The sequence below is a fragment of the Arthrobacter sp. UKPF54-2 genome, assembly GCF_007858535.1.
Classification (GTDB): Bacteria; Actinomycetota; Actinomycetes; order Actinomycetales; family Micrococcaceae; genus Arthrobacter.
In genome coordinates this window covers 2364169-2384235 of record NZ_CP040174.1, presented here as the reverse complement: position 1 = coordinate 2384235, position 20067 = coordinate 2364169, and the positions used below count along the sequence as shown (strand labels likewise).

The 20067-nt window shown below is 68.9% G+C and carries 23 protein-coding genes, 1 other RNA gene and 1 riboswitch; of the genes, 15 read left to right on the top strand and 9 right to left on the bottom strand.

Annotation, left to right across the window (positions count from 1 at the left end; all coding sequences use genetic code 11):
* The first annotated feature begins 58 nt into the window (after nt 1–58).
* The 3 genes from E7Y32_RS10970 to E7Y32_RS16550 all read left to right on the top strand — a co-directional run bounded on the left by E7Y32_RS10970 (nt 59) and on the right by E7Y32_RS16550 (nt 1666).
* Nucleotides 59–886, top strand: a complete 828-nt coding sequence (locus E7Y32_RS10970; protein WP_146337143.1) for a DUF4097 family beta strand repeat-containing protein — start codon at nt 59–61, stop codon at nt 884–886.
* On the top strand, nt 886–1497 hold the full coding sequence (locus tag E7Y32_RS10965) for a PadR family transcriptional regulator (protein ID WP_146337140.1): 612 nt from the start codon (nt 886–888) through the stop codon (nt 1495–1497). Before E7Y32_RS10970 ends, E7Y32_RS10965 begins: the two co-directional genes overlap by 1 nt.
* Nucleotides 1498–1591: 94 nt before the next feature.
* Complete coding sequence (locus E7Y32_RS16550) at nt 1592–1666, top strand: 50S ribosomal protein bL37 (protein WP_369299106.1); 75 nt, start codon at nt 1592–1594, stop codon at nt 1664–1666.
* A gap of 106 nt (nt 1667–1772) precedes the next feature.
* Here E7Y32_RS16550 and rsrA read toward each other — a convergent pair whose 3' ends face one another.
* Nucleotides 1773–2045, bottom strand: a complete 273-nt coding sequence (gene rsrA, locus E7Y32_RS10960) for a mycothiol system anti-sigma-R factor (RefSeq protein ID WP_146337138.1) — start codon at nt 2043–2045, stop codon at nt 1773–1775.
* Nucleotides 2042–2860, bottom strand: coding sequence for a sigma-70 family RNA polymerase sigma factor (locus tag E7Y32_RS10955; RefSeq protein WP_146337136.1), 819 nt, complete (start codon nt 2858–2860; stop codon nt 2042–2044). The genes rsrA and E7Y32_RS10955 overlap by 4 nt, the downstream gene beginning before the upstream one ends.
* Nucleotides 2861–3108: 248 nt before the next feature.
* Here E7Y32_RS10955 and E7Y32_RS10950 point away from each other — a divergent pair, with 248 nt between their 5' ends.
* The 10 genes from E7Y32_RS10950 (at nt 3109) to E7Y32_RS10905 (ending at nt 12498) form a co-directional block, all read left to right on the top strand.
* Entirely contained in the window at nt 3109–3657 is a 549-nt protein-coding gene (locus E7Y32_RS10950) for a DoxX family protein (protein ID WP_146337134.1), read from the top strand.
* 7 nt (nt 3658–3664) lie between these two features.
* Entirely contained in the window at nt 3665–5068 is a 1404-nt protein-coding gene (gene aroA / locus E7Y32_RS10945) for a 3-phosphoshikimate 1-carboxyvinyltransferase (protein ID WP_146337133.1), read from the top strand.
* A complete protein-coding gene (locus E7Y32_RS10940; protein ID WP_146337131.1) occupies nt 5052–6167 on the top strand; it encodes a ribosome small subunit-dependent GTPase A in 1116 nt (371 codons plus the stop codon). The genes aroA and E7Y32_RS10940 overlap by 17 nt, the downstream gene beginning before the upstream one ends.
* 81 nt (nt 6168–6248) lie before the next feature.
* Entirely contained in the window at nt 6249–7061 is an 813-nt protein-coding gene (gene hisN, locus E7Y32_RS10935; RefSeq protein WP_146337130.1) for a histidinol-phosphatase, read from the top strand.
* Between the two features lie 89 nt (nt 7062–7150).
* A riboswitch (SAM riboswitch) is annotated at nt 7151–7264 on the top strand.
* Nucleotides 7265–7298: 34 nt separating this feature from the next.
* The gene (locus tag E7Y32_RS10930) at nt 7299–8690 is read left to right on the top strand and encodes an aminotransferase class V-fold PLP-dependent enzyme (RefSeq protein ID WP_146337129.1); all 1392 of its coding nucleotides are present in this window, start codon (nt 7299–7301) and stop codon (nt 8688–8690) included.
* Between the two features lie 97 nt (nt 8691–8787).
* Nucleotides 8788–9546 (top strand): class I SAM-dependent methyltransferase, encoded by a 759-nt coding sequence (locus tag E7Y32_RS10925; protein ID WP_146337128.1) that lies wholly within the window; start codon nt 8788–8790, stop codon nt 9544–9546.
* 106 nt (nt 9547–9652) lie between these two features.
* Entirely contained in the window at nt 9653–10948 is a 1296-nt protein-coding gene (locus tag E7Y32_RS10920) for an Nramp family divalent metal transporter (RefSeq protein WP_395940419.1), read from the top strand.
* 10 nt (nt 10949–10958) lie between these two features.
* Entirely contained in the window at nt 10959–11672 is a 714-nt protein-coding gene (locus E7Y32_RS10915) for a metal-dependent transcriptional regulator (RefSeq protein WP_146337127.1), read from the top strand.
* Between the two features lie 11 nt (nt 11673–11683).
* Entirely contained in the window at nt 11684–12130 is a 447-nt protein-coding gene (locus E7Y32_RS10910) for a CrcB family protein (RefSeq protein WP_261382418.1), read from the top strand.
* The gene (locus E7Y32_RS10905; RefSeq protein WP_146337126.1) at nt 12127–12498 is read left to right on the top strand and encodes a CrcB family protein; all 372 of its coding nucleotides are present in this window, start codon (nt 12127–12129) and stop codon (nt 12496–12498) included. Before E7Y32_RS10910 ends, E7Y32_RS10905 begins: the two co-directional genes overlap by 4 nt.
* Here E7Y32_RS10905 and E7Y32_RS10900 read toward each other — a convergent pair.
* Nucleotides 12495–13901: an MFS transporter gene (locus E7Y32_RS10900; protein ID WP_146337125.1), complete on the bottom strand. Its 1407-nt coding sequence runs from the start codon at nt 13899–13901 to the stop codon at nt 12495–12497. The two genes, E7Y32_RS10905 and E7Y32_RS10900, sit on opposite strands and share 4 nt — an antisense overlap.
* A 110-nt stretch (nt 13902–14011) precedes the next feature.
* Between E7Y32_RS10900 and E7Y32_RS10895 the strand changes: the two genes are divergently transcribed.
* Together E7Y32_RS10895 and E7Y32_RS16445 are read left to right on the top strand one after the other, a co-directional pair.
* Nucleotides 14012–14383, top strand: a complete 372-nt coding sequence (locus E7Y32_RS10895; RefSeq protein ID WP_146337124.1) for a hypothetical protein — start codon at nt 14012–14014, stop codon at nt 14381–14383.
* A 52-nt stretch (nt 14384–14435) separates the two neighbouring features.
* Nucleotides 14436–14570: a hypothetical protein gene (locus tag E7Y32_RS16445; RefSeq protein WP_261375082.1), complete on the top strand. Its 135-nt coding sequence runs from the start codon at nt 14436–14438 to the stop codon at nt 14568–14570.
* A gap of 110 nt (nt 14571–14680) precedes the next feature.
* Here the strand turns inward: E7Y32_RS16445 and ssrA are convergent.
* From ssrA to prfB, 6 genes are all read right to left on the bottom strand, one after another.
* Nucleotides 14681–15049, bottom strand: a transfer-messenger RNA (tmRNA) gene (gene ssrA, locus E7Y32_RS10890).
* 124 nt (nt 15050–15173) lie between these two features.
* On the bottom strand, nt 15174–15644 hold the full coding sequence (smpB, locus tag E7Y32_RS10885; protein WP_138768848.1) for an SsrA-binding protein SmpB: 471 nt from the start codon (nt 15642–15644) through the stop codon (nt 15174–15176).
* Nucleotides 15645–15683: 39 nt separating this feature from the next.
* Entirely contained in the window at nt 15684–17072 is a 1389-nt protein-coding gene (locus E7Y32_RS10880; protein WP_146337123.1) for a M23 family metallopeptidase, read from the bottom strand.
* A gap of 26 nt (nt 17073–17098) precedes the next feature.
* Nucleotides 17099–18013, bottom strand: a complete 915-nt coding sequence (gene ftsX, locus E7Y32_RS10875) for a permease-like cell division protein FtsX (RefSeq protein WP_146337122.1) — start codon at nt 18011–18013, stop codon at nt 17099–17101.
* Nucleotides 18010–18753: a cell division ATP-binding protein FtsE gene (gene ftsE, locus E7Y32_RS10870; protein WP_146337121.1), complete on the bottom strand. Its 744-nt coding sequence runs from the start codon at nt 18751–18753 to the stop codon at nt 18010–18012. The genes ftsX and ftsE overlap by 4 nt, the downstream gene beginning before the upstream one ends.
* 172 nt (nt 18754–18925) lie before the next feature.
* Nucleotides 18926–20041, bottom strand: coding sequence for a peptide chain release factor 2 (gene prfB, locus E7Y32_RS10865; protein WP_146337120.1), 1116 nt, complete (start codon nt 20039–20041; stop codon nt 18926–18928).
* Between the last annotated feature and the right edge of the window lie 26 nt (nt 20042–20067).

Sequence of the window (20067 nt, the reverse complement as noted above, 5' to 3'; positions counted from 1 at the left end):
CGATATATCGCAAGCAAAGAGGCTCGCCTGATCGCACCCGTCCGCATCCGGAGGAAGCATGGAACAGAACTCGTGGACCGTTACCGGTCCCCAGACGATCGACGTCGACGGCGTCCGCTCGCTCAAGCTCGGCATTGTCCGCGGCCGCTTCGACATCGTCACGCACGATGAGTCCGTGGCCCGGATCGAGGTCTCCGAGGTCGACGGCGATCCGCTGGCGGTCAGCCTGACCGAGGGCCGGCTCGAGGTGCGGCACCAGCTGCACGGCCCGCAGGGCTGGTTTAAGAACCTGATGGGCACGGTCAACAACAATTCCAGCAACAGTGTGGTCATCAGCATCGCGTTGCCCGCCGGCGTGGACGTGGAGGCCGGCACGGTCAGCGGCGACGGCATGGTCTCCGGCCTTACCGGCCACACCCGGCTGAACACGGTCTCCGGCTCGGTCCTGGCCGACGGCACCGCCGGGGAGCTGGCGGTCAGCACCGTCAGCGGCGAGGTGATTGCCCGCAACCACCACGGCGTCCTGACCGCCAAGAGCGTCTCCGGGGAGGTCACCGCCTCGGGCGAATTCAGCAACATCCGCGCCAACACCGTCAGCGGCGACCTGAGCTTCGACCTGCACGGCTTCACCCAGGACTTCGGCGCCAACTCGGTCTCCGGCGACGTCACTATCCGGCTGCCGCACGACGTCGGCGTGGACATCATCGCCAAGTCCGCCAGCGGCGCCGTGGTGATCGACGAGCTGAAGTACGCCCAGCCCGGCGGGTCCGTCCAGACCATCGCCGGCCCGGACGCCAAGCTCATGCTGGTGCGGACCAACTCGGTATCGGGGAAGACCTCGATCTTCCACCGCGGCCCCGGCACGGACACCGAAGCGGGGCTGTAATGCCGCCTGTCTTTGCCCATGGCGCCCTCCGGCTGTACCTGCTGGCCCTGCTGGAGCCGGGCCCCAAGCACGGTTACGAGCTGATCAAGGCCCTGAGCGAGCGCTTCGGCGGGACCTACTCCCCCAGCGCCGGGACCATCTACCCGCGGCTGGCGAAGCTGGAGGAGGAAGGGCTGGTGGCCACCCACACGGAGGGCCGGCGGACCAACTACAGCATCACCCCGGCAGGACTGGTCGAGCTCAACCGGCGCCGCGAGGAACTGGCCACTGTCGAAAACGACATTTCCGCCTCGGTCCGGCGGCTGGCGGACCAGCTGCGCCAGGACATCCGCGTGAACATGCAGGGGCTCCGCGCCGACCTGGCCGCCACGGCCGAGGCGGCCCGCTCCACGGCCCGCAGCGCCGCCTCCCCGGCAGGGGCCCGCTACTCCAAGGAAGGCGACCGCAGGCTCCGCGAAGCCGAGATGCTGGTGCAGTCCTTCCGGGACGACATCCGGGTGGAGCTGCGCCGGCATGCCGGCGCCAGGCCCGTCACTCCTGTCACGCTCGAAACGGTCAAGACGGTCCTGGACCAGGCCCGGATCTCGATTCGGAACTCCTTGGACGACTGAGGCCCTGCCGGCTCGGCTCCGGTTCGCGGCGGGTCCGCTGATGTGGGAGACTTGAGGGCAGCTCTTTTGAGTACCAAGATTAAGGAGGCCAGCTATGAGCAAGCGTGCACGTAAACGTCGTGACCGTAAGCGTGGCGGCGCGAACCACGGTAAGCGCCCCAACACCTAAGCCACGGCTTGGATTTGAAGCTTTAAGCGAAAGACCCCGGAAACCTCACGGTTCCCGGGGTCTTTCGCTGTGCTGGGTGGTCGCCGTTTCGGCGCGGCGGCGGCGCTCAGGCCCCGGCGTCGGCCTCAACCGGGCGGATCGAGTGGATCCGGTCCAGGATGGAGTTCTTGAGGTTCTCCGGCGCGGCCTCGGTGCAGGAACGCTTCACCATGACCCGGATGACACATTCAAGGTCATACTGCTCGTGGCATTCCGGGCACTCGTCGAGGTGCTCCTTGATCTCGGCGATGTCCTCGTGCGTCAGGGCGCCGTCGAGGTACTCGTAGATGCGCTGCATCCTGGTGTCGTCGCAGTCGCCCAGTCCCTGGCAGTCGCTCATTTCCTGTTCTCCTGTTTGTTGCTCCCGGCCGCCGCGGCGGGATCGCCCGCGGCCCTGAATCCCCGCTCGGCCGCGTAGTCGGCCAGCATGTCCCGCAGCATGCGCCGGCCGCGGTGCAGCCGGGACATCACGGTCCCGATCGGGGTGTTCATAATGTCTGAAATTTCCTTGTACGCGAAGCCCTCGACGTCGGCGAAGTATACGGCCAGCCGGAACTCTTCCGGGATCGCCTGCAGGGCCCGCTTGACGTCGGAATCCGGCAGATGGTCCAGTGCCTCCGCCTCGGCCGAACGCAGCCCGGTGGAGGTGTGCGATTCGGCCCGTGCCAGCTGCCAGTCCTCGATGGTGTCCGAGTTGGATTGCAGTGGTTCGCGCTGGCGCTTGCGGTACAGGTTGATGTAGGTGTTGGTGAGGATCCGGTACAGCCAGGCCTTGAGGTTTGTCCCCGGCTTGTACTGGTGGAAGGCCGAGAACGCCTTCGTGTACGCCTCCTGGACGAGGTCTTCGGCGTCCGCCGGATTCCGCGCCATCCGCATGGCCGCGGAATACAGCTGGTCCACGTACTGCATCGCATCGCGCTCGAAGCGGAGGCGCCGCTCGTCGTCGGTCTCTGCAGCGGTGTCCAGCGGCTCGCCGCTGCCGTCCGCCGCGACGGTTTCGACGGCGGCGGCTTCCGCAGCCGCGGACTCCGCTGCCGCACGGGCGGGGGTTGTCCCGGCGGGAGAATTTTTGGCGGCAGAGTTTTTGGCGGGTTGGGCGTCGTCGTTTCCGGCAACCTCGTGCATGGCCGCAACGGCCGGATCCATGGTGCTCATTGCGTTCAAGTCTACTGTCACCTTCCGGGGCGTGCTGAGGTTCCCCGCCAGGGCCAGCGCCCACGGGTCCGCGTCGGCTGCTTCCAGCAGCCCGGATTCCTTCACCAGGACCAAATTTCCGCCTTCCTCGACTCGTATCTCGACTCTTTGCACAACCCTGCGCAACGGGCAAATATTCCGCAAAAGTGCAAGACTAGAACCGGTTCTCCCGCACAGCGTCCGCGGTTCGTCCATCCAGGAGGAAATTCATGTCCTTTGTCCGCTTTCTTGCCCGCCCCATGCTCGCCTCCAGTTTCGTGCTCGCAGGCATGGACAAGCTACGGAATGCGGATGACACTGCGACGCAGCTCTCTCCCCTGCTGCGCCGCGCCGCCGAGTCGCTCCCGTTCCAGACCAATGAGAAGGTCCTGGCCCGCGTGATCGGCGGCACCCAGGTGGGCGCCGGCGTCCTCTTCGCCCTCGGCAAGTCCGCCCGCCTCGCCGCCACCGTGCTGGCCGCCATCTCGGCGCTCAACGCGTACGTGGAATGGCGCAGCGCGGACATCTCCTCCAAGGAGGCCCGCGACGCCCGCCGCAAGCAGCTGCTGAAGAACGTCACCCTGACCGGCGGCGTGCTGCTGGCTTCCGTGGACACCGATGGCAAGCCGAGCCTGGCCTGGCGCGCCGAGCACCTCGCCGCCGATGCACGGAAGACCACCGCCCATCTCGCCGCCGACGCGCGCAAGACCACCGGCAAGAAGCTGAAGAAGGCCGACAAGGCGGTCCGCAAGGCCGTCGACCACGCGGTCGGAGCCTAGAGCGTCAATGACTGGCACCACCCCCACCGCGGCAGCCTCATCCCTTCCGGCCGGCGGCGGTCCGCACTGGCGTGCGCCCTTCGCGGAGCGCCCCGTTGACGCCACCGTCACCGTTCCGGGCTCCAAGTCCCTGACCAACCGGTACCTGGTGCTCGCCGCCCTCGCGGACGGACCTTCCCGGCTGCGCGCCCCGTTGCACTCGCGGGACTCCGCCCTGATGGTCCAGGCCCTGCGGCACCTGGGGGCCACCATCACGGAGGTGCCCGGGGACGGTGCCTTCGGCCCGGACCTTGAGATCAGCCCGATCGCCGGCGGCGCGGTGGCCACGGACGCCGTGATTGACTGCGGCCTCGCCGGAACGGTCATGCGCTTTGTGCCGCCGCTGGCCGCCCTGCGGCGCGGCGAATCGCGTTTCGACGGCGACCCGCACGCCCGCAAACGTCCGATGGGCACCATCATCGAGGCCCTGGCCGGACTTGGCGTCGCGGTCACCGCCCCCGACGGCGGCCCGGCGTCGTCCCTGCCGTTCACCGTCCGCGGCACCGGGGAGGTCCGCGGCGGCCACCTCGTCATCGACGCCAGCGCCTCGTCCCAGTTTGTTTCCGCCCTGCTGCTGGCGGGCGCCCGCTTCACCGAGGGCCTGCACCTGGAGCACCGCAGCACCGAGAACCCGGGCGAGCCCGTGCCGAGCCTTGACCACATCGACATGACGGTGGCAGCGCTCCGCGGCGTCGGCGTCGCGGTGGATGACTCCGTCCCGAACCACTGGATGGTCTCCCCCGGCCCGATCCGGGCCTTTGACCAGCGGATCGAACAGGACCTCTCCAACGCCGGGCCGTTCCTCGCGGCCGCCCTCGCCACCGGCGGCACCGTGCGGATCCCCAACTGGCCGGCAGAAACCACGCAGGTCGGTGACCTCTGGCGCGGGATCCTGGCGGCGATGGGCGCGACGGTGACGCTGGAGGGCGGCACCCTGACCGTCGCCGGAGGGCCCGAGATCAAGGGCGGTGACTTCGACCAGACCAGCGAGCTTGCCCCCACCGTCGCGGCCCTCTGCGCCCTGGCCGCCGGCCCGTCGCGGCTGAGCGGCATCGCCCACCTCCGCGGCCACGAAACGGACCGGCTCGCCGCCCTCGTCGCGGAAATCACCCGGCTCGGCGGCGACGCCGAAGAGACCGCCGACGGCCTCATCATCCGCCCCGCCGCCCTGCACGGCGGCGTCGTGCACAGCTACGCCGACCACCGCATGGCCACCGCGGGCGCCATCCTTGGCCTGGCCGTGCCCGGCGTCGAGGTCGAGGACATCGGCACCACGGCCAAAACCATGCCCGACTTCCCGCAGCTCTGGGAAGCCATGCTGGCGCAGGGAACCACTGCAGAAAAGGACGCCGACGGTGGCACGCAGCACTGACTCCTGGGACGAGTCCGACGTCCGGATCCGCCCCAACAAAAAGGGCACCCGGCCCCGCACCAAGGACCGGCCCAGCCACGACGACGCCGTCACCGGCCGGATCATCACCGTTGACCGCGGGCGGTACACCGCCGTCGTCGGCGAAGGCACCGTGGACGAACGCAAGATCATCGCGGCGCGGGCCCGGGAACTGCGCCGCAACCCCGTGGTGGCCGGCGACTTCGTCTCCCTGGTCGGCAACGTCAGCGGCGAACCCGACACCCTCGCGCGACTGGTCAAGATCCAGGACCGCCGGACGCTGCTGCGCCGCAGCGCCGACGACACCGACCCGATCGAACGCGCCGTCGTCGCCAACGCCGACCAGCTCGTCGTCGTCGTGGCCGCCGCCAACCCTGAACCGCGCACCGGGTTCATCGACCGCGCGCTCGTGGCCGCGTACGACGCCGGCATCGAGCCGCTGCTGCTCGTCACCAAGGCCGACGTCAAGGATCCCGCCGAGCTCCTCGCCAACTACCAGCACCTTGACTTCCCGGTGATCATCTCCAAGACCGCGGATTCGGCGGCCTCCGGCATCGACGCCCGGTCCGATGACGGGCTCTCCGCCCGGCTGGACAAGGCCGCTGTCTCCGAGCTCCGCGCCCACCTCGACGGCAAAGTCACCGTGATGCTCGGCCACTCCGGCGTCGGAAAATCCACCATGGTCAACGCCCTGACCGGGGCCGAACGCGCCACCGGCGGGGTCAACGCCGTCACCGGCCGCGGCCGCCACACCTCCTCCTCCGCGCTGGCGCTGAAAGTCAACGGCGCGCCCGCCGGCAGCTGGATCATCGACACCCCCGGAATCCGGTCGTTCGGCCTGGCCCACGTGGACCCGGACCGGATCCTGCGGTCCTTCCCCGACCTGGCGCCCGGCACCGAAGACTGCGACCGCGGCTGCAAACATGACTCCGCCGCCGTCAACTGCGGGGTGGACGCCTGGGTGCAGGGCGGCCACGCCGGCCCGTCCGGCCCGGCCCGGCTCGCGTCGCTGCGCCGGCTGCTCGGCACCGACCCCCGGCTTGAGGCGCAGGAAACCAAGGAACTCGGCAGCGTCTCCTAGCGGGCCTCCTGACAGGGCCTCCTCGGCGGGCGGCGACGTGGCCTCCCGGTCTCCGGCGGGTTTTGCCGGTAGCTTGGAACCATGAGCCAACCCGCTTCGAGCTACAACGATGACCTGCGCCTTGCCCATGTACTGGCAGATTCCGTAGATTCCCAGACCATGAGCCGCTTCAAGGCGCTCGACCTTCGGATCGAGACGAAGCCGGACCTGACCCCCGTCACCGACGCCGACAAGGCCGCCGAGGAATCCATCCGCGGCCAGCTGTCCCGTTCCCGCCCGCGCGATGCCGTCCTCGGCGAGGAATTCGGCAGCACCGGCCACGGCTCCCGCCGCTGGATCATCGATCCGATCGACGGCACCAAGAACTTCGTCCGCGGCGTCCCCGTCTGGGCCACCCTGATCGCCCTCGTCGACGAGGGCGAGCCCGTGGTCGGCGTCGTCAGCGCCCCCGCCCTGGGCAAGCGCTGGTGGGCGGCCAAGGGCGCCGGGGCCTACACGGGCCGTTCCCTGGCCGCGGCCACCCGGCTGAAAGTCTCCAACGTCTCCCAGCTCTCGGACGCGTCCCTGTCCTACTCTTCCCTGGGCGGCTGGAAGCAGCGTGGCAACCTGGACGAGTTCCTCGGCCTCACCGAGGAAGTCTGGCGCACGCGCGCCTACGGCGACTTCTGGTCCTACTGCCTGGTGGCCGAAGGCGCCGTCGACATCGCCTGCGAGCCGGAACTCAACCTCTACGACATGGCAGCGCTGGTGCCGATCGTCACCGAAGCCGGCGGCCGCTTCACCTCGCTGGAGGGCGAGGACGGCCCCTTCGGCGGCAACGCCCTGGCCACCAACTCGATCCTGCACTCGGAAGTCCTCAAGCGCCTCAACCCGGACCTCGACGACCTGCTCTAGGCGCTCCCGCTCCAGGCCGGCCGTAACACTGCGCTTCATATTCCGGCCTCCCTTTTCGGTGCGGAGGGCCATGTCCTAGGCTCGAAGCAGGTCACGAGTGCCAGCGCGAAACCCCGGTTTGCTGGCCGGCAACCCTCCATTCGCGGCGGGGTGCCCCGGGTGACGACCTGGCCGGTCCGGAGCGGACCCGGCAAGCGCGGATCCCCTGTGAGCGGGGTCCTTTCCGAGCGAGGTCCCATGACGACTGCCACCACCCCTGCCCGTCCCGCCGTTGCTGCCCGCCGGCCGCTGTCCGCGGTCTCCGGCGCCGAAATCCTTGCCCCGCTGATCCAGGGCGGCCACGTCCGCTACGCCAACCTGGACTACGGCGCCTCCGCCCCGGCGCTGTCCGTGGTCTCCGCCTACCTGAACGAGATCCTGCCCTACTACGCCAGCGTCCACCGCGGCGCCGGCTACGCCTCCCAGCTCAGCACCTCGGTCTACGAAAACGCCCGGAACATCGTCCGCGGCTTCGTCGGCGGCCGCCCGGACGACTCGGTGATCTTCACCCGGAACACCACCGACTCGCTGAACCTGCTCGCCGGCTGCCTACCCGTCGCCAGGGGCCGGCACACCGGCGAGGTGCTGTACCTCGACATCGAGCACCACGCCAACCTGCTGCCCTGGCAAAACGTCCCGCACCGCAGCGTCGTCGCCGCCCGCACCCTGGCCGGCACGCTGGCGCGGCTGCGGGAGGAACTCGCCCACGGCGGCGTGAGCCTGCTCGCCGTCACCGGCGCCTCCAACGTCACCGGCGAAATCCTGCCGATCCGTGAACTCACCGCACTAGCGCACGAATACGGCGCCCGGATCGCCGTCGACGCCGCCCAGCTGGCCCCGCACCGCCGCATCGACATCACCGCGGACGACGTCGACTACCTCGCCTTCTCCGGGCACAAGCTCTACGCCCCCTTCGGTGCCGGCGTGCTGGTCGGCCGCCCTGACTGGCTCGACGCCGGCACACCGCACCTCGCCGGGGGCGGCGCCGTGCGGGACGCCCGGCTCGACGCGGTCAGCTGGACCACCGGCCCGGCCCGCCACGAGGGCGGTTCCCCCAACGTCTTGGGCGCCGCCGCGCTGGCCCGCGCCACCGAAGTCATCGCCGCCCTCGACGAGCAGCAGTGGCATGCCCACGAGGACGCCATCCGGTCCTTCCTCGTCGAAGGACTTGAGCGGATCGACGGCGTGAGCGTCCACCACATCTTCGAGGACACGGCCCGCGGCGAGGGTCCGGGCACGATCGGCGTCGTGAACTTCTCGGTTGCGGGCTACGACGCCGGCCTGGTCGCCGCGTACCTGTCCGCCGAGCACGGCATCGGCCTGCGCGACGGCCGCTTCTGCGCGCACCCGCTGCTGAAGCGCCTCGGCCTGCCCGCCGGCTCGCTCCGCGCCAGCTTCGGCCTCGGCTCCCGGCTCGACGACGCGCAGCGGCTGCTCGCCGGACTCCAGAAACTGCGGCGCAGCGGCCTGGGCTGGGACTACGTTGTGGACGCCGGCCGCTGGGTCCCGGCCAACGACACCCGCAGCTACCCGCACTGGGCGCCCAACACGCCGGGCACCGCCGGCGCCGCCCCCTGCACCCTGGACTAGCGTCCGGTTCGTCATCGAGGGCCAGCCGGGAGGCCCGCCGCGGCCCCGTGCGGTAAATTCGGTAGGTACACACCACAGCTGCCGAAGGAGATCGTACGTGGCACGCGGGGGCCCCAAACTGCAGCACCACCGGCGGCAGGAGCTCGGCCAGAGCTTCCAGGACGGCGGCGAGCACTACGACCGGGTCCGGCCCGGCTACCCGGCGGATTCCGCCGACTGGCTGATCCCCGCCGGCGCCCGCGACGCGGCGGACCTGGGCGCAGGGACCGGCAAATTCACCGCGCTGCTGGTCGAACGGGGGCTCCAGACCGTGGCCGTGGATCCGTCCCCGGACATGCTCGAACAGCTGCGCCGGGCCTTGCCGGACGTCACCGCCGTCGAGGGGGCGGCAGAACACACGTCCCTGGCACCGGAGGCCTTTGACCTGGTCACGGTCGCCCAGGCCTGGCACTGGTGCGATCCACTGCTGGCCAGCACCGAGGCGGCGCGGATCCTGCGCCCGCACGGGGTGCTGGGCCTGATCTGGAACCAGCTCGACACCTCCGTGCCCTGGGTGCACCGGCTCTCCCGGATCATGCACGCCGGGGACGTCCACAAACCCGACTTCACGCCGCCCCTGGGGCCCGAATTCACCGGGCTGGAGAGCCACCTCACCCGCTGGGAGGATCCGGTGGGTACGCAGGACATCATGGAACTGGCCAAGTCCCGCAGCTACTACCTGCGGGCCGGCGGGGCCACCCGGGCCAAAGTGCTCGGCAACCTCGACTGGTACCTCCACGAACACCTCGGGCACACCGACGGCGAGGTCCTGCGGCTCCCGTATCTGACCCAAAGCTGGCGCGCCACCAAAGCCTGACGCCGCATTGCACCGCACGCCCACCCCCGCCTATGATTTCGGTGAGCCTAACTTTTAAGTGCAGGTACCAATAACTTCGTCGAGCAGAACTTCAAGGGAGCGCGCAGTGCTGGACGTCACCGGAGCCAACCCCCGCCCCGGGGCTCCGCCGCCTGCCCGCAAGGTCAGAGGCGGGCGCCGCGCTCTGCTCGGCCTGCTGGGCCCGGCCTTCGTGGCGGCCATCGCCTACGTCGATCCCGGCAACGTGGCCGCCAACCTCACCGCCGGCGCGCAGTACGGCTACCTCCTGGTCTGGGTCCTCGTCGCCGCCAACGTTATGGCCGTGCTGGTCCAGTACCAGTCCGCCAAACTCGGCATCGTCACGGGCAAAAGCCTGCCGGAAGTCCTGGGCGAACGGCTCCGGCCGCTCTGGCGCCGCGCCTTTTGGGTCCAGGCCGAAATCGTGGCGGCGGCCACCGATCTCGCCGAAGTGGTGGGCGGCGCGATCGCGCTGTACCTGCTCTTTGGCCTCCCGCTCCCCCTCGGCGCGGTGATTGTGGGCGGCATGTCGATGGCCCTGCTCGCCGTGCAAAGCCGCAACCAGCAGCGGCCTTTTGAATTCGTGATCATCTTCCTCCTCGGCATCATTACCGTGGGATTCCTGGCCGGCCTCGTCGTCAGCCCGCCCGACCCCGGCGGCGTGGTGGCCGGGCTGGTGCCCGGCTTCCAGGGTCCCGACACCGTGCTGCTGGCCGCCAGCATGCTCGGCGCCACCGTCATGCCGCACGCCATCTACGTGCACTCGGCGCTCTCCCGCGACCGGCACCGCCCCAACCCGCACCTCCATGTCCCACCCCACGCCGTCGCGCGGCTGGTCAAGGCCACCCGCTGGGACGTCGTCGCGGCGCTGGCCGTCGCCGGCATCGTCAACATCGGCATGCTGCTGCTGGCCGCGTCGACCCTCGGCGGCGAGGACGGGACGGACACGATCGAGGGCGCCCACGCCGCCATCACCGCCAACCTCGGCCCGGTGGTCGGTGTGGTCTTCGCCGTCGGCCTGCTCGCCTCCGGTTTGGCCTCCACCTCGGTGGGCTGCTACGCCGGCGGGTCCATCATGCAGGGTCTGCTCAAGATCCGGATTCCGCTGATGACCCGCCGCGTGCTCACCCTGATCCCGGCGGTTGTGCTGCTGAGTGTCAGCTTTGACCCCACCTGGGGCCTGGTGCTCAGCCAGGTGGTGCTCAGCTTCGGGATCCCGTTCGTCCTGGTCCCGCTCGTTGTCCTGACCAGCAGCAAAACCCTGATGGGACAATTCGCCGACGGGATGGCGCTGCGTGTGGCCGCCATCGTCAGCGTGGTCCTTGTGGTGGCGCTGAACCTGGTGCTGCTGTGGCTCACCTTCACCGGCGCCGCCGGACGGTAGGCTTGGGGCTGTGAAGACCAGTCCGCCCTCCTCCTCGATCGAGGACTACGTCAAGGTCATCTACTCCTTCACGGAGTGGCAGGACAAGCCCATCACCTCCACGCAGCTGGCCCAGCGCCTCGGCGTCGCCAATTCCTCGGTTTCCGAAATGGTCCGCAAGCTCAAGGACCAGGGCCTGGTGGACCACAAGCCCTACAGCGCCGTCACCCTGACCGGGGACGGCGTCCGACTGGCCCTCTCGATGGTCCGCAGGCACCGGCTGATTGAGACTTTCCTCGTCCAGGAGCTCGGCTACCGTTGGGACGAGGTGCACGACGAGGCAGAACTCCTGGAACATGCCGTCTCCGACACCTTCATCGAGCGGATGGCGGCCAAGCTGGGGAATCCGGTCCGGGACCCGCACGGTGACCCGATCCCGGCCGCCGACGGCTCGGTCCTGATGCCGCCGGCGCACCGGATGAGCGAGCTCGACGACGGCCACACCGGCCGGATCACCCGGATCAGCGACGAGAACCCCGAGCTGCTGCGCTACCTCGCCGCCGAACAAATCGACCTTGACGCCGAGGTGGAGGTCCGCGGCCGGAAGCCTTTCGGCGGCCCGCTGGTGGTCAGGATCGGCGGGCGCGGCGGGGCCCGCGAGGTCGACCTCGCCGACGAGGTGGCCGCGGCGCTCTGGGTGCACAGCGACGCGGCCCACGCCGGTTGCAGCATGGCGGGACGCTGAATGGGTGCTGCGTGAAGGCGCTGCCCGGGGAACGGCCGGCCACCGTCGCCGCGGTCCCCGGCTGGCGGGCGTGGGCGGCGGTCGCTGTCGGCGGCCTGATCGGAACCGAGCTGCGCTACGGCGCGGGCCTGGCCTTCCCCGAGGCGGCGGGCGCCGTGCCCTGGACCACCCTGGCGATCAACGTCGCCGGGAGCTTCGTCCTCGCTGCACTGACCACGCTGTGGATCGCCCGGCCCCGGACGGCGTTCTGGCTCAGGGCGGGCCTCGGCCCGGGCCTGCTGGGGTCCTTCACCACGTTCTCGGCGCTGGCCCTCGCCGTTGACCAGCTGATCCGCGGCGGTTTCCACGCCGTGTGGCTGGCCTACCTCGCGCTGTCGCTGGTCCTCGGACTGGGCGCGGCCGCCGCCGGGTGGAAAGCCGGCAAGGCGCTGGCGGACCTGAGCGGCGGGGCGCAATGACCGCGGCGCTGCTCGTGGGGGCCTTCGGGGTGGCCGGGGCCCTGTTGAGATTCGCCGTCGACTCCTGGTTCGCCCACCGGACCGGCCCGCATCCGCACTGGCCGTGGGCGACCCTGGCGGTGAACGTCGCCGGATCCTTCATCATCGGGCTCTCCCTCGGGGTCACGCCGCGGCTGGGCCTTGGCCCCGAGTGGCAGGCAGCCCTCGCCAGCGGCCTGGCCGGCGGCCTGACCACCTTCAGCTCCTGGACCACGGCCACCATCCGGCTGGTCAGCGAGGCTCGGTACCGGGCGGCCTTGCTCAACATCGCCGCCAACCTGGCCGCCGGGCTCGCCGCTGCCGCCCTCGGCGTCGTCCTGGCCGCCTAGGCCGCGCCGGCGCCCGTACTGTCCACGGCTTCCCGTGGCGGGTTCCGGATCCCGACGGCGGACGCCACGGCGCCGGCGATGAAGAGCCCGGCGGTGACCATCGCCGTGCCGTGCAGGCCCGCCGTCGTAATCACCGGCCCGGTGATCAGCCCGGCGAACGCAATGGTCACCAGGCCCGCGATACGGGCCACAGCGTTGTTCACGGCCGAGCCGATCCCGGCCTCCTCCGGATCCACCGCGCCCAGGATCGCCGCGGTCAGCGGCGCCACGGTCACGGCCAGTCCAATCCCAAAGACCACCATCCCGGGGAAGACCTGGCCAAAGTAGTCCAGCGGCAGGCCGACGCCCAACAGCATCACAAACCCCGCAGCGCACAGCAGCGGCCCCGCCGTCATGAACCAGCGCGGGCCGAAACGCCCCGAGAGCGCCCCGACCCGTGCGGAGAGCAGGAGCAGAATCAGCGTGGAGGGCAGCAGGGCGAACCCGGCGGCGGTGGCACCGAGCCCGGCGACCTGCTGCAGGAAGAGCCCCAGGACAAAGAAGCCCAGGTTCAGCGCGCCGTAGATCACCGTGGTGGCGATGTTGCCCCAGCCGAAGTTGCGGATGGCGAAGAGCCGCAGCGGCATCATCGGCGCCGGGGTGCTCCGTTCGTGCAGCAGGAACCCGGCCAGGCCGGCGAGGCCGATCACCAGCGGGAGCCAGACCTGCGGGGCGCCCCAGCCGAGGCTGCCGCGCTCAATGAAGGCGTACACGATGCCGCCGAGGCCGATCACCGCAAGCACGGTCCCCCTGACGTCGATGGTGCTGCCGGGCAGACGGCCCAGGTCCAGTTCGCGCAGCCGGCTCAACGCCGGCCAGACCGCCACCGCGGGGACGATGTTGAGGAAGAAGATCAGCCGCCAGGTGAACACGTCCACGGAGATGCCCCCGAGCAGCGGGGCGGCCACGATGGCCCCGGACGTCCAGGCCGACCACTTGCCGATCGCCGCGGACTGCGCCGGACCGCTGAACACGGTCACAATCAGGGCCAGCGAGCTGGGCACCAGCAGGGCCCCGGCCACACCCTGCAGGCCGCGGGCCACGATCAGTGACTCCCCGCTCCAGGCCAGGCCGCACAGCACAGAGGTGGCGGTGAAACCCGCGAGGCCCCATTGCAGGACCCGTACCCGGCCGAACTGGTCCGAGAGGGACCCGGCGACCAGGATGAGCGCGCCCAGAGTGAGCAGGTAGGCGTCCACCACCCACTGCTGCACCACCAGCCCGCCGCCGAGCTCGCGCCCGATGGCCGGCAGGGCAAGGTTCACCACAGAGCCGTCCAGAAAGGCGATGAAGGACGCGACAATCGCCACGTACAGCACGCGCTTCTCGACACTGGACATGGCTGCGGCGGGGGTGCCGGACATGGCTGCTGCCTTCCTCACTGCCCGCCTGGGAGCGGGCACCGGCTTTGGACTGAGCCTAGCACCGGCCGCCCGGCGCCGGCCGGTGTCCCGGGGTCCGGTAAAATTGCAGGATGGTTACGAGACGTGAAGCTGCCCAGGTCCTTGATATTCCGCTGGAAATGGCCCACCGTCACGGCATTCCGTCCCGCCTGTCCGAGGCCGAACTCGGCGAACTGCTGGACAGCCCGCCGGCCTGGCTGCTCCAGTCCCGGGCCAACCGGACCGGCAAGCGGCCCGTCTGGGTCCACCTGACCTGCGCCGTCTGCGGGTTCGCCGAAACGGCCCGGCCAAAGAAGTGGTGGCCGGAGTTCAGCTACGTCTGCTGCGCCGATCACGCGCCGTACGAGCTGCCCCCGCTCGAGTCCGGCCTGGTCCGCAGCGAGTACGAGGGCGTCGGGAGCCGGTTCGTCGGCATCGTGGACGTCTCAGTACCCGAGGCGTAGCCTTAAAAGCACGGGCTCATCCCGGGCCCCCACCTTTTAGGGAGCGCGCAAAATGCCTGACAAGTCGCCGCACCGGCACCTCACCAAGAAGCCGGTCAAAACCATCAAGGAAAAACGGGCCGAGAAGAAGGCCAAGCACATCGTGGACGAGCACACCGATCCGGTGGCGCACATTAAGAAGCGCTGACCGCGGACGTCCCGCGCGACGGACAACACCGTCCCAGCACAACAAAAAGGCCGGAAGCTGATGCTTCCGGCCTTTTGCTACGGGGTGGAGCTCCGTTGCCGGGGCTCCTGCTGTGGAGATGGGGGGAATTGAACCCCCGTCCGATGTCGTGTTGTCAGGGCTTCTCCGGGCGCAGTTTGCGTCGGATTTTCTCGGCCCCAGCCATGCTGCAAACAGCTGGCTGATCCGGGCCCAGTCATCAAAGAGTCCCGTTCACCCCGATGACGAGGGTAAACAGCAGTGGCTATCTAAATGACGCCAGGATCCGGGGCAATAGCAACCTCGGGCTGACGGACTGTCTTACTGCTTAGGCAGCGAGAGCGAAGTCAGTGCGTTTTGATTCGGCACTTATTGGTTTGCAGACAGCGTTTACGAGATAATTCTGCATCCTCGGCCCGCTTCACCTGTCGCGACTAACATCGTCGAAACCGATCATCCCCGTATTTTGTTATCAAACAATCTTCTTCAATCCCGTCGGGATCCAACGGATCCTTCCCGGACTACCCATCATAACGCACCGTCCGCCGGATTCATTCCCGGCACCGCTGCTGGCCGGACCGGGCGTCAGGCCCGGTTCCGCTCCCGCATCACGCGCAGGGCCTCGCGCTTGTCCTGCTGCTCGCGCAGCGTCTGGCGCTTGTCGTATTCCTTCTTGCCGCGGGCGACGCCGATCTCCACCTTCGCCCGGCCGTCCACAAAGTACAGCTGCAGCGGCACGATGGTGAAGCCCGATTCGCGGATCTTGTGCGAGATTTTGGTCAGCTCGTCGCGGTGCAGGAGCAGCTTCCGACGCCGGCGGGCGGCATGGTTGGTCCAGCTCCCCTGGTGGTACTCGGGGATATGGATGCCCTCCATCCACAGCTCGTCGTTGTAGAAGGTGCAGAAGCCGTCCACCATGGAGGCGTGGCCCTCGCGCAGGGACTTCACTTCGGTGCCCATGAGCGCGATGCCAGCCTCATAGGTATCCATGATGTGGTAGTCGTGCCGGGCCTTGCGGTTGGTGGCCACTACCTTCCGGCCACTTTCTTTAGGCACGGTAAAACTCCTCAGTCGTTGGGACGGGTCACTTCCAGTTTAGAGCAGGCCCATCGGGTCGACCGCCCGGCCGTTGACCCAGGTCTCGAAGTGCGAATGGCAGCCGGTGGAGTTGCCGGTCGTACCGGAGTAGGCGATCAGCTGGCCCTGGCTGACCTGCTGGCCCGAGGAGACCACCACGGAGGTGTTGTGGTAGAAAATCGTGGTCAGCGAGTTGCCCTGCACCACGCCGTGGGAGATCTTCACGTGGTTACCGCCGCCGTCGTTCCCCCACCCCGCCGAGTAAACCGTGCCGGCCGCCGGCGCGAAGACCGGGGTGCCGCAGGCGGCGCCGAAGTCGATGCCGGTGTGCATGTAGCCGCCCTGGCCGTAGAAGTCGATGGTGCCCGGGGGCGTCGCGCGCCAGCCGAAGCCCGAGGTGATCGGGACGCCGTTGAACGGGCTGCGCAGGCCGAAGGACGACAGCGGGCCCGGGGGCGCGGGAACGTAGGGCCGGGTGGCCTGGCCCGCCGCGCGGGCGGCGGCCGCGGCTGCCTCGGCGATGCGCCGCTGCTCGGCTTCCCAGGCCTCGCGCAGCTTACGGTCGCGTTCGACGATTTCCGCGGCGACGGCGTCCTGCTGCGCCTTGACCTGGGCAAGCTGGCTCTGGATACCCGGCTTGGCCGCCTGCAGTTCGCTGTTGAGGCGCGTGGTGTCGGCAATCAGCTTGTCCACCTCGGCCTTTTTGGCTTCGGCTTCGTCGCGGGCGGCCTTCTCGCGGGCCAGCGCGGCGTCGGCCTTGGCCTTGAGGTCCTTGATCTCGGCCTCGACCGCCTGCAGGCGGGCCTGCGAGTTCACGTTGGTGGCGTTCTGCTGGGTGAGTTTGTCCATCGCGGAGTTCTGGCTGCGCAGCGCCTGGTCAGCCAGGTCGATGGTGTCGGTGAGGCTTCCGCTCTTGTTCGAGCCGAAGAAGAGCGAGAGGTTGGACGGCACGCCGCCTGACTTGTAGGCCTGCGTGGCGATCTGTCCGATCAGCTTCCTGGTATCGGCGATCTTCTGCTTGTCGTTCTCCAGCTGCTGGGTGATCTTGGCTTTGTTCTGCTGGGCGAGGTCCACCCGCGCAGCCAGGGCCTCCACCTCCTTGACGGCCCCGGCAACCCGGCCCTGGGCCTCGAGCAGCAACTGCTGGGCGCCCGGCAGCTGGCCCTGGTAGATCACCAGGTCGCCGGCGGCCTTGGCGATTTTCGCGTCGACGAATTCGAGGGACTGCTGGACCCGCGCGGCCTCGGCGTTGAGGGCCGACTGCTGGTCCTCCAGGGTGTCGGCGAAGGCCACCGGGGTCGAGGCACCCAGGTTGGCGGCGAGGACCAGCACCACCGCGGCACTGATCAGGCGGCTGCGGCGGACGGCGCGGCCGGCCGGGGCGGTGCGTCGGGCCTTCGGTGTCATGGGCATTCCCTCTTCGTTGCGCAAAGCTAAACCCTCAAGTAGCGGCGGAGGGTCAGGAGTGATGATATCCCGGCAAGCAGGACGCCCAGGCCGATCAGGGCCGGAGCCAGGATCAGCGTCTGAGCCGGGGAGATGAACGCCGTGTCCGGGTATTGCTTGGACAGGTATTCGCCCAGGAAGAAGTGCGCCACAGCCCAGAGTGTGCCGGACGCGAGGGCGGCGCCGATCACGGCCGCGATCACGCCTTCCAGGATGAAGGGCAGCTGGATCACGGTCTTGGACGCGCCCACCAGGCGCATGATCCCGGTTTCCCGGCGGCGGCTGAACGCGGAGAGCCGGATGGTGGTCGCGATCAGCAGGATGGCGCAGACGATCATTACGCCGGCGACGCTGACCGCCACGAGGGAGGCGGCGTTCATCGCGGAGAAGAGCCGTTCCAGCAGCTGGCGCTGGTCGATGACGGACTCCACGCCGGGCTGGGAGGAGAAGTTTTCGCTGATCACCTGGTACTTCTCCGGGTCCTTCAGGTTGATCCGGAAGGAGGCCGGGAGCTGGTCCGGGGTGACCGAGTCCACGATCGGCGAGTTGGAGAACTGCTCCTTGAAGTGCCGGTAGGCGTCGTCTTTGGACTCGTACTGGAAGTCGTTGACGTACTGGGCCACGGACGGGGACTGCAGCAGCTTGCGCAGGGTGTCCTGCTGCTCCGGGGTCGCCGGGCCGGTGGCGCAGCCGGGCGCCGTCGAACCGTCACTGCAGAGGAAAACGGCGACCTGGACCTTGTCGTACCAGTAGCCCTTCATCTGGTTGATCTGCAGCTGCAGCATGCCGGCCGCGCCAACGAAGGTCAGGGAGACGAAGGTGACCAGAATGACGGAGACCACCATGGACAGGTTGCGGCGCAGGCCGCTGCCGATCTCGGCCAGGACGAACGCGAGCCTCACAGCCGGTCCTCCCCGCTCGCGTCCCGCAGCCGGCGGGACGCGCCGACCACCGGCACCATCGAGGTGTACAGGGCGCGGGCCTCGTCACGGATCACCACGCCGTTGCGCAGTTCCACCACGCGCTTGCGCATCTCGTTGACGATGTCGTCGTCGTGCGTAGCCATCACCACGGTGGTGCCGTTCTGGTTGATCTTGTCGAGGACACCCATGATGCCCATCGAGGTGGTGGGGTCCAGGTTGCCGGTGGGTTCGTCGGCCAGCAGGATGCCGGGACGGTTGACGACGGCGCGGGCGATCGCCACGCGCTGCTGCTCGCCGCCGGAGAGTTCGTGCGGCAGCCGGTTCTCCTTGCCTTCCAGGCCCACGGTCTTGAGGACTTCGGGGACGGTCTCGCGGATGACGCTGCGGCTGCGGCCGATGACCTGCATGGCGAAGGCGACGTTGGCGAACACGGTTTTCTGCGGCAGCAGGCGGAAGTCCTGGAAGACGACGCCGATTCCCCGGCGCAGCCGCGGCACCCGCCAGCTGGAAATCTTGGCCACGTTCTGGCCGGCGACGTACACGGCGCCGGAGGAGGCGCGGTCCTCCTTGAGCACGAGGCGCAGGAAGGTCGACTTGCCCGAGCCGGAGGCTCCCACGAGGAAGGCGAATTCGCCGCGGTCAATCTCAAGGTTGATCGAATCCAGCGCCGGGCGCGCCTTCTGGTCGTAGACCTTGGTGACATTTTCGAAACGGATCATGGCCCTAAATGCCCTGCAGGAGCCGGGCATTTTTCAGACCAGTTCTGCTGCCGGGGCGCGGGCTTTCTTTTGGGGGAAGTAGGGCACCGGCCCCTCGACTATACGCACGGGTAACGGCGCCGGGGCCGGAAGGCCGGGGTGTGTCGCGGGATTTTGGCTGCGCTGTCCGGGGCTACTTCTCGGCGTTGCGGTTGTCGGTCCGCCAGCGGATGCCCGCGTCGATGAAATCGTCGATCTCGCCGTCGAACACGGCGGAGGTGTTGCCCACCTCGTGTTCGGTGCGGAGGTCCTTGACCATCTGGTACGGATTGAGCACGTAGGAGCGCATCTGGTCGCCCCAGGACGCTTTGACGTCGCCGGCGAACGCCTTCTTCTCCGCGTCCTCCTGCTCCTTCTGTAGCAGCAGCAGGCGGGACTGCAGCACGCGCATGGCGGCGGCCCGGTTCTGCAGCTGGGACTTTTCGTTCTGCATCGAGACCACGGTGCCGGTGGGGAGGTGGGTCAGGCGTACGGCGGAGTCTGTGGTGTTGACCGACTGGCCGCCCGGGCCGGAGGAGCGGAAGACGTCGACGCGGATCTCGTTGTCCGGGATCTCAATGGAGTCGGTCTGCTCGATCAGCGGGATAACCTCGACGGCGGCGAAGGAGGTCTGGCGCCGGCCCTGGTTGTCGAACGGGCTGATCCGGACCAGCCGGTGGGTGCCGGCCTCGACGCTGAGCGTGCCGAAGGCGTAGGGGGCCTTGACCTCAAAGGTCGCGGACTTCAGGCCGGCCTCTTCGGCGTAGGAGGTGTCCATGATGGTGGTCGGGTAGCCGTGGCGTTCGGCCCAGCGCAGGTACATCCGCAGCAGCATCTCGGCGAAGTCCGCCGCGTCCACGCCGCCGGCGCCGGCGCGAATGGTGACCACGGCTTCGCGCTCGTCGAACTCTCCGGAGAGCAGCGTGACAACCTCGAGGTCCGTCAGCGCCTTGCGGATGGATTCGAGTTCCGCGGCGGCGTCCGCCATGGAGTCGGCGTCGTCCTCGTCCTGGCCGAGTTCCACGAGGACTTCCAGGTCATCGATCCGGGCGGCCAGCTTGTTCAGCCGTTCCAGTTCCGACTGTTTGTGCGAGAGCTTGGAGGTGATGACCTGCGCGGCTGCGGGGTCGTCCCAGAGGTTCGGTTCGCCGGCGCGCTCGCTCAGTTCGGCGATGTCTTCCTTCAGCGCCTCGACATTCGAAACGTTCTCGATGGAGGCGTAGGTGGCGCGCAGCGCGCGGATTTCTGCGGGAAAATCAATGTTTGCCATGGTTTTTCAAGCCTACCCCGGTTGCA

Coding starts and splice junctions, on each gene's coding strand:
- E7Y32_RS10905 (WP_146337126.1), top strand. CDS start 12,127: ATGACCGCGGCGCTGCTCGTGGGGGCCTTCGGGGTGGCCGGGGCCCTG.
- prfB (WP_146337120.1), bottom strand. CDS start 20,041: ATGGCAAACATTGATTTTCCCGCAGAAATCCGCGCGCTGCGCGCCACC.
- E7Y32_RS10950 (WP_146337134.1), top strand. CDS start 3,109: ATGTCCTTTGTCCGCTTTCTTGCCCGCCCCATGCTCGCCTCCAGTTTC.
- ftsE (WP_146337121.1), bottom strand. CDS start 18,753: ATGATCCGTTTCGAAAATGTCACCAAGGTCTACGACCAGAAGGCGCGC.
- E7Y32_RS10970 (WP_146337143.1), top strand. CDS start 59: ATGGAACAGAACTCGTGGACCGTTACCGGTCCCCAGACGATCGACGTC.
- E7Y32_RS10930 (WP_146337129.1), top strand. CDS start 7,299: ATGACGACTGCCACCACCCCTGCCCGTCCCGCCGTTGCTGCCCGCCGG.
- E7Y32_RS10880 (WP_146337123.1), bottom strand. CDS start 17,072: ATGACACCGAAGGCCCGACGCACCGCCCCGGCCGGCCGCGCCGTCCGC.
- aroA (WP_146337133.1), top strand. CDS start 3,665: ATGACTGGCACCACCCCCACCGCGGCAGCCTCATCCCTTCCGGCCGGC.
- hisN (WP_146337130.1), top strand. CDS start 6,249: ATGAGCCAACCCGCTTCGAGCTACAACGATGACCTGCGCCTTGCCCAT.
- E7Y32_RS10955 (WP_146337136.1), bottom strand. CDS start 2,860: ATGAGCACCATGGATCCGGCCGTTGCGGCCATGCACGAGGTTGCCGGA.
- E7Y32_RS10900 (WP_146337125.1), bottom strand. CDS start 13,901: ATGTCCGGCACCCCCGCCGCAGCCATGTCCAGTGTCGAGAAGCGCGTG.
- E7Y32_RS16445 (WP_261375082.1), top strand. CDS start 14,436: ATGCCTGACAAGTCGCCGCACCGGCACCTCACCAAGAAGCCGGTCAAA.
- E7Y32_RS10965 (WP_146337140.1), top strand. CDS start 886: ATGCCGCCTGTCTTTGCCCATGGCGCCCTCCGGCTGTACCTGCTGGCC.
- E7Y32_RS10895 (WP_146337124.1), top strand. CDS start 14,012: ATGGTTACGAGACGTGAAGCTGCCCAGGTCCTTGATATTCCGCTGGAA.
- rsrA (WP_146337138.1), bottom strand. CDS start 2,045: ATGAGCGACTGCCAGGGACTGGGCGACTGCGACGACACCAGGATGCAG.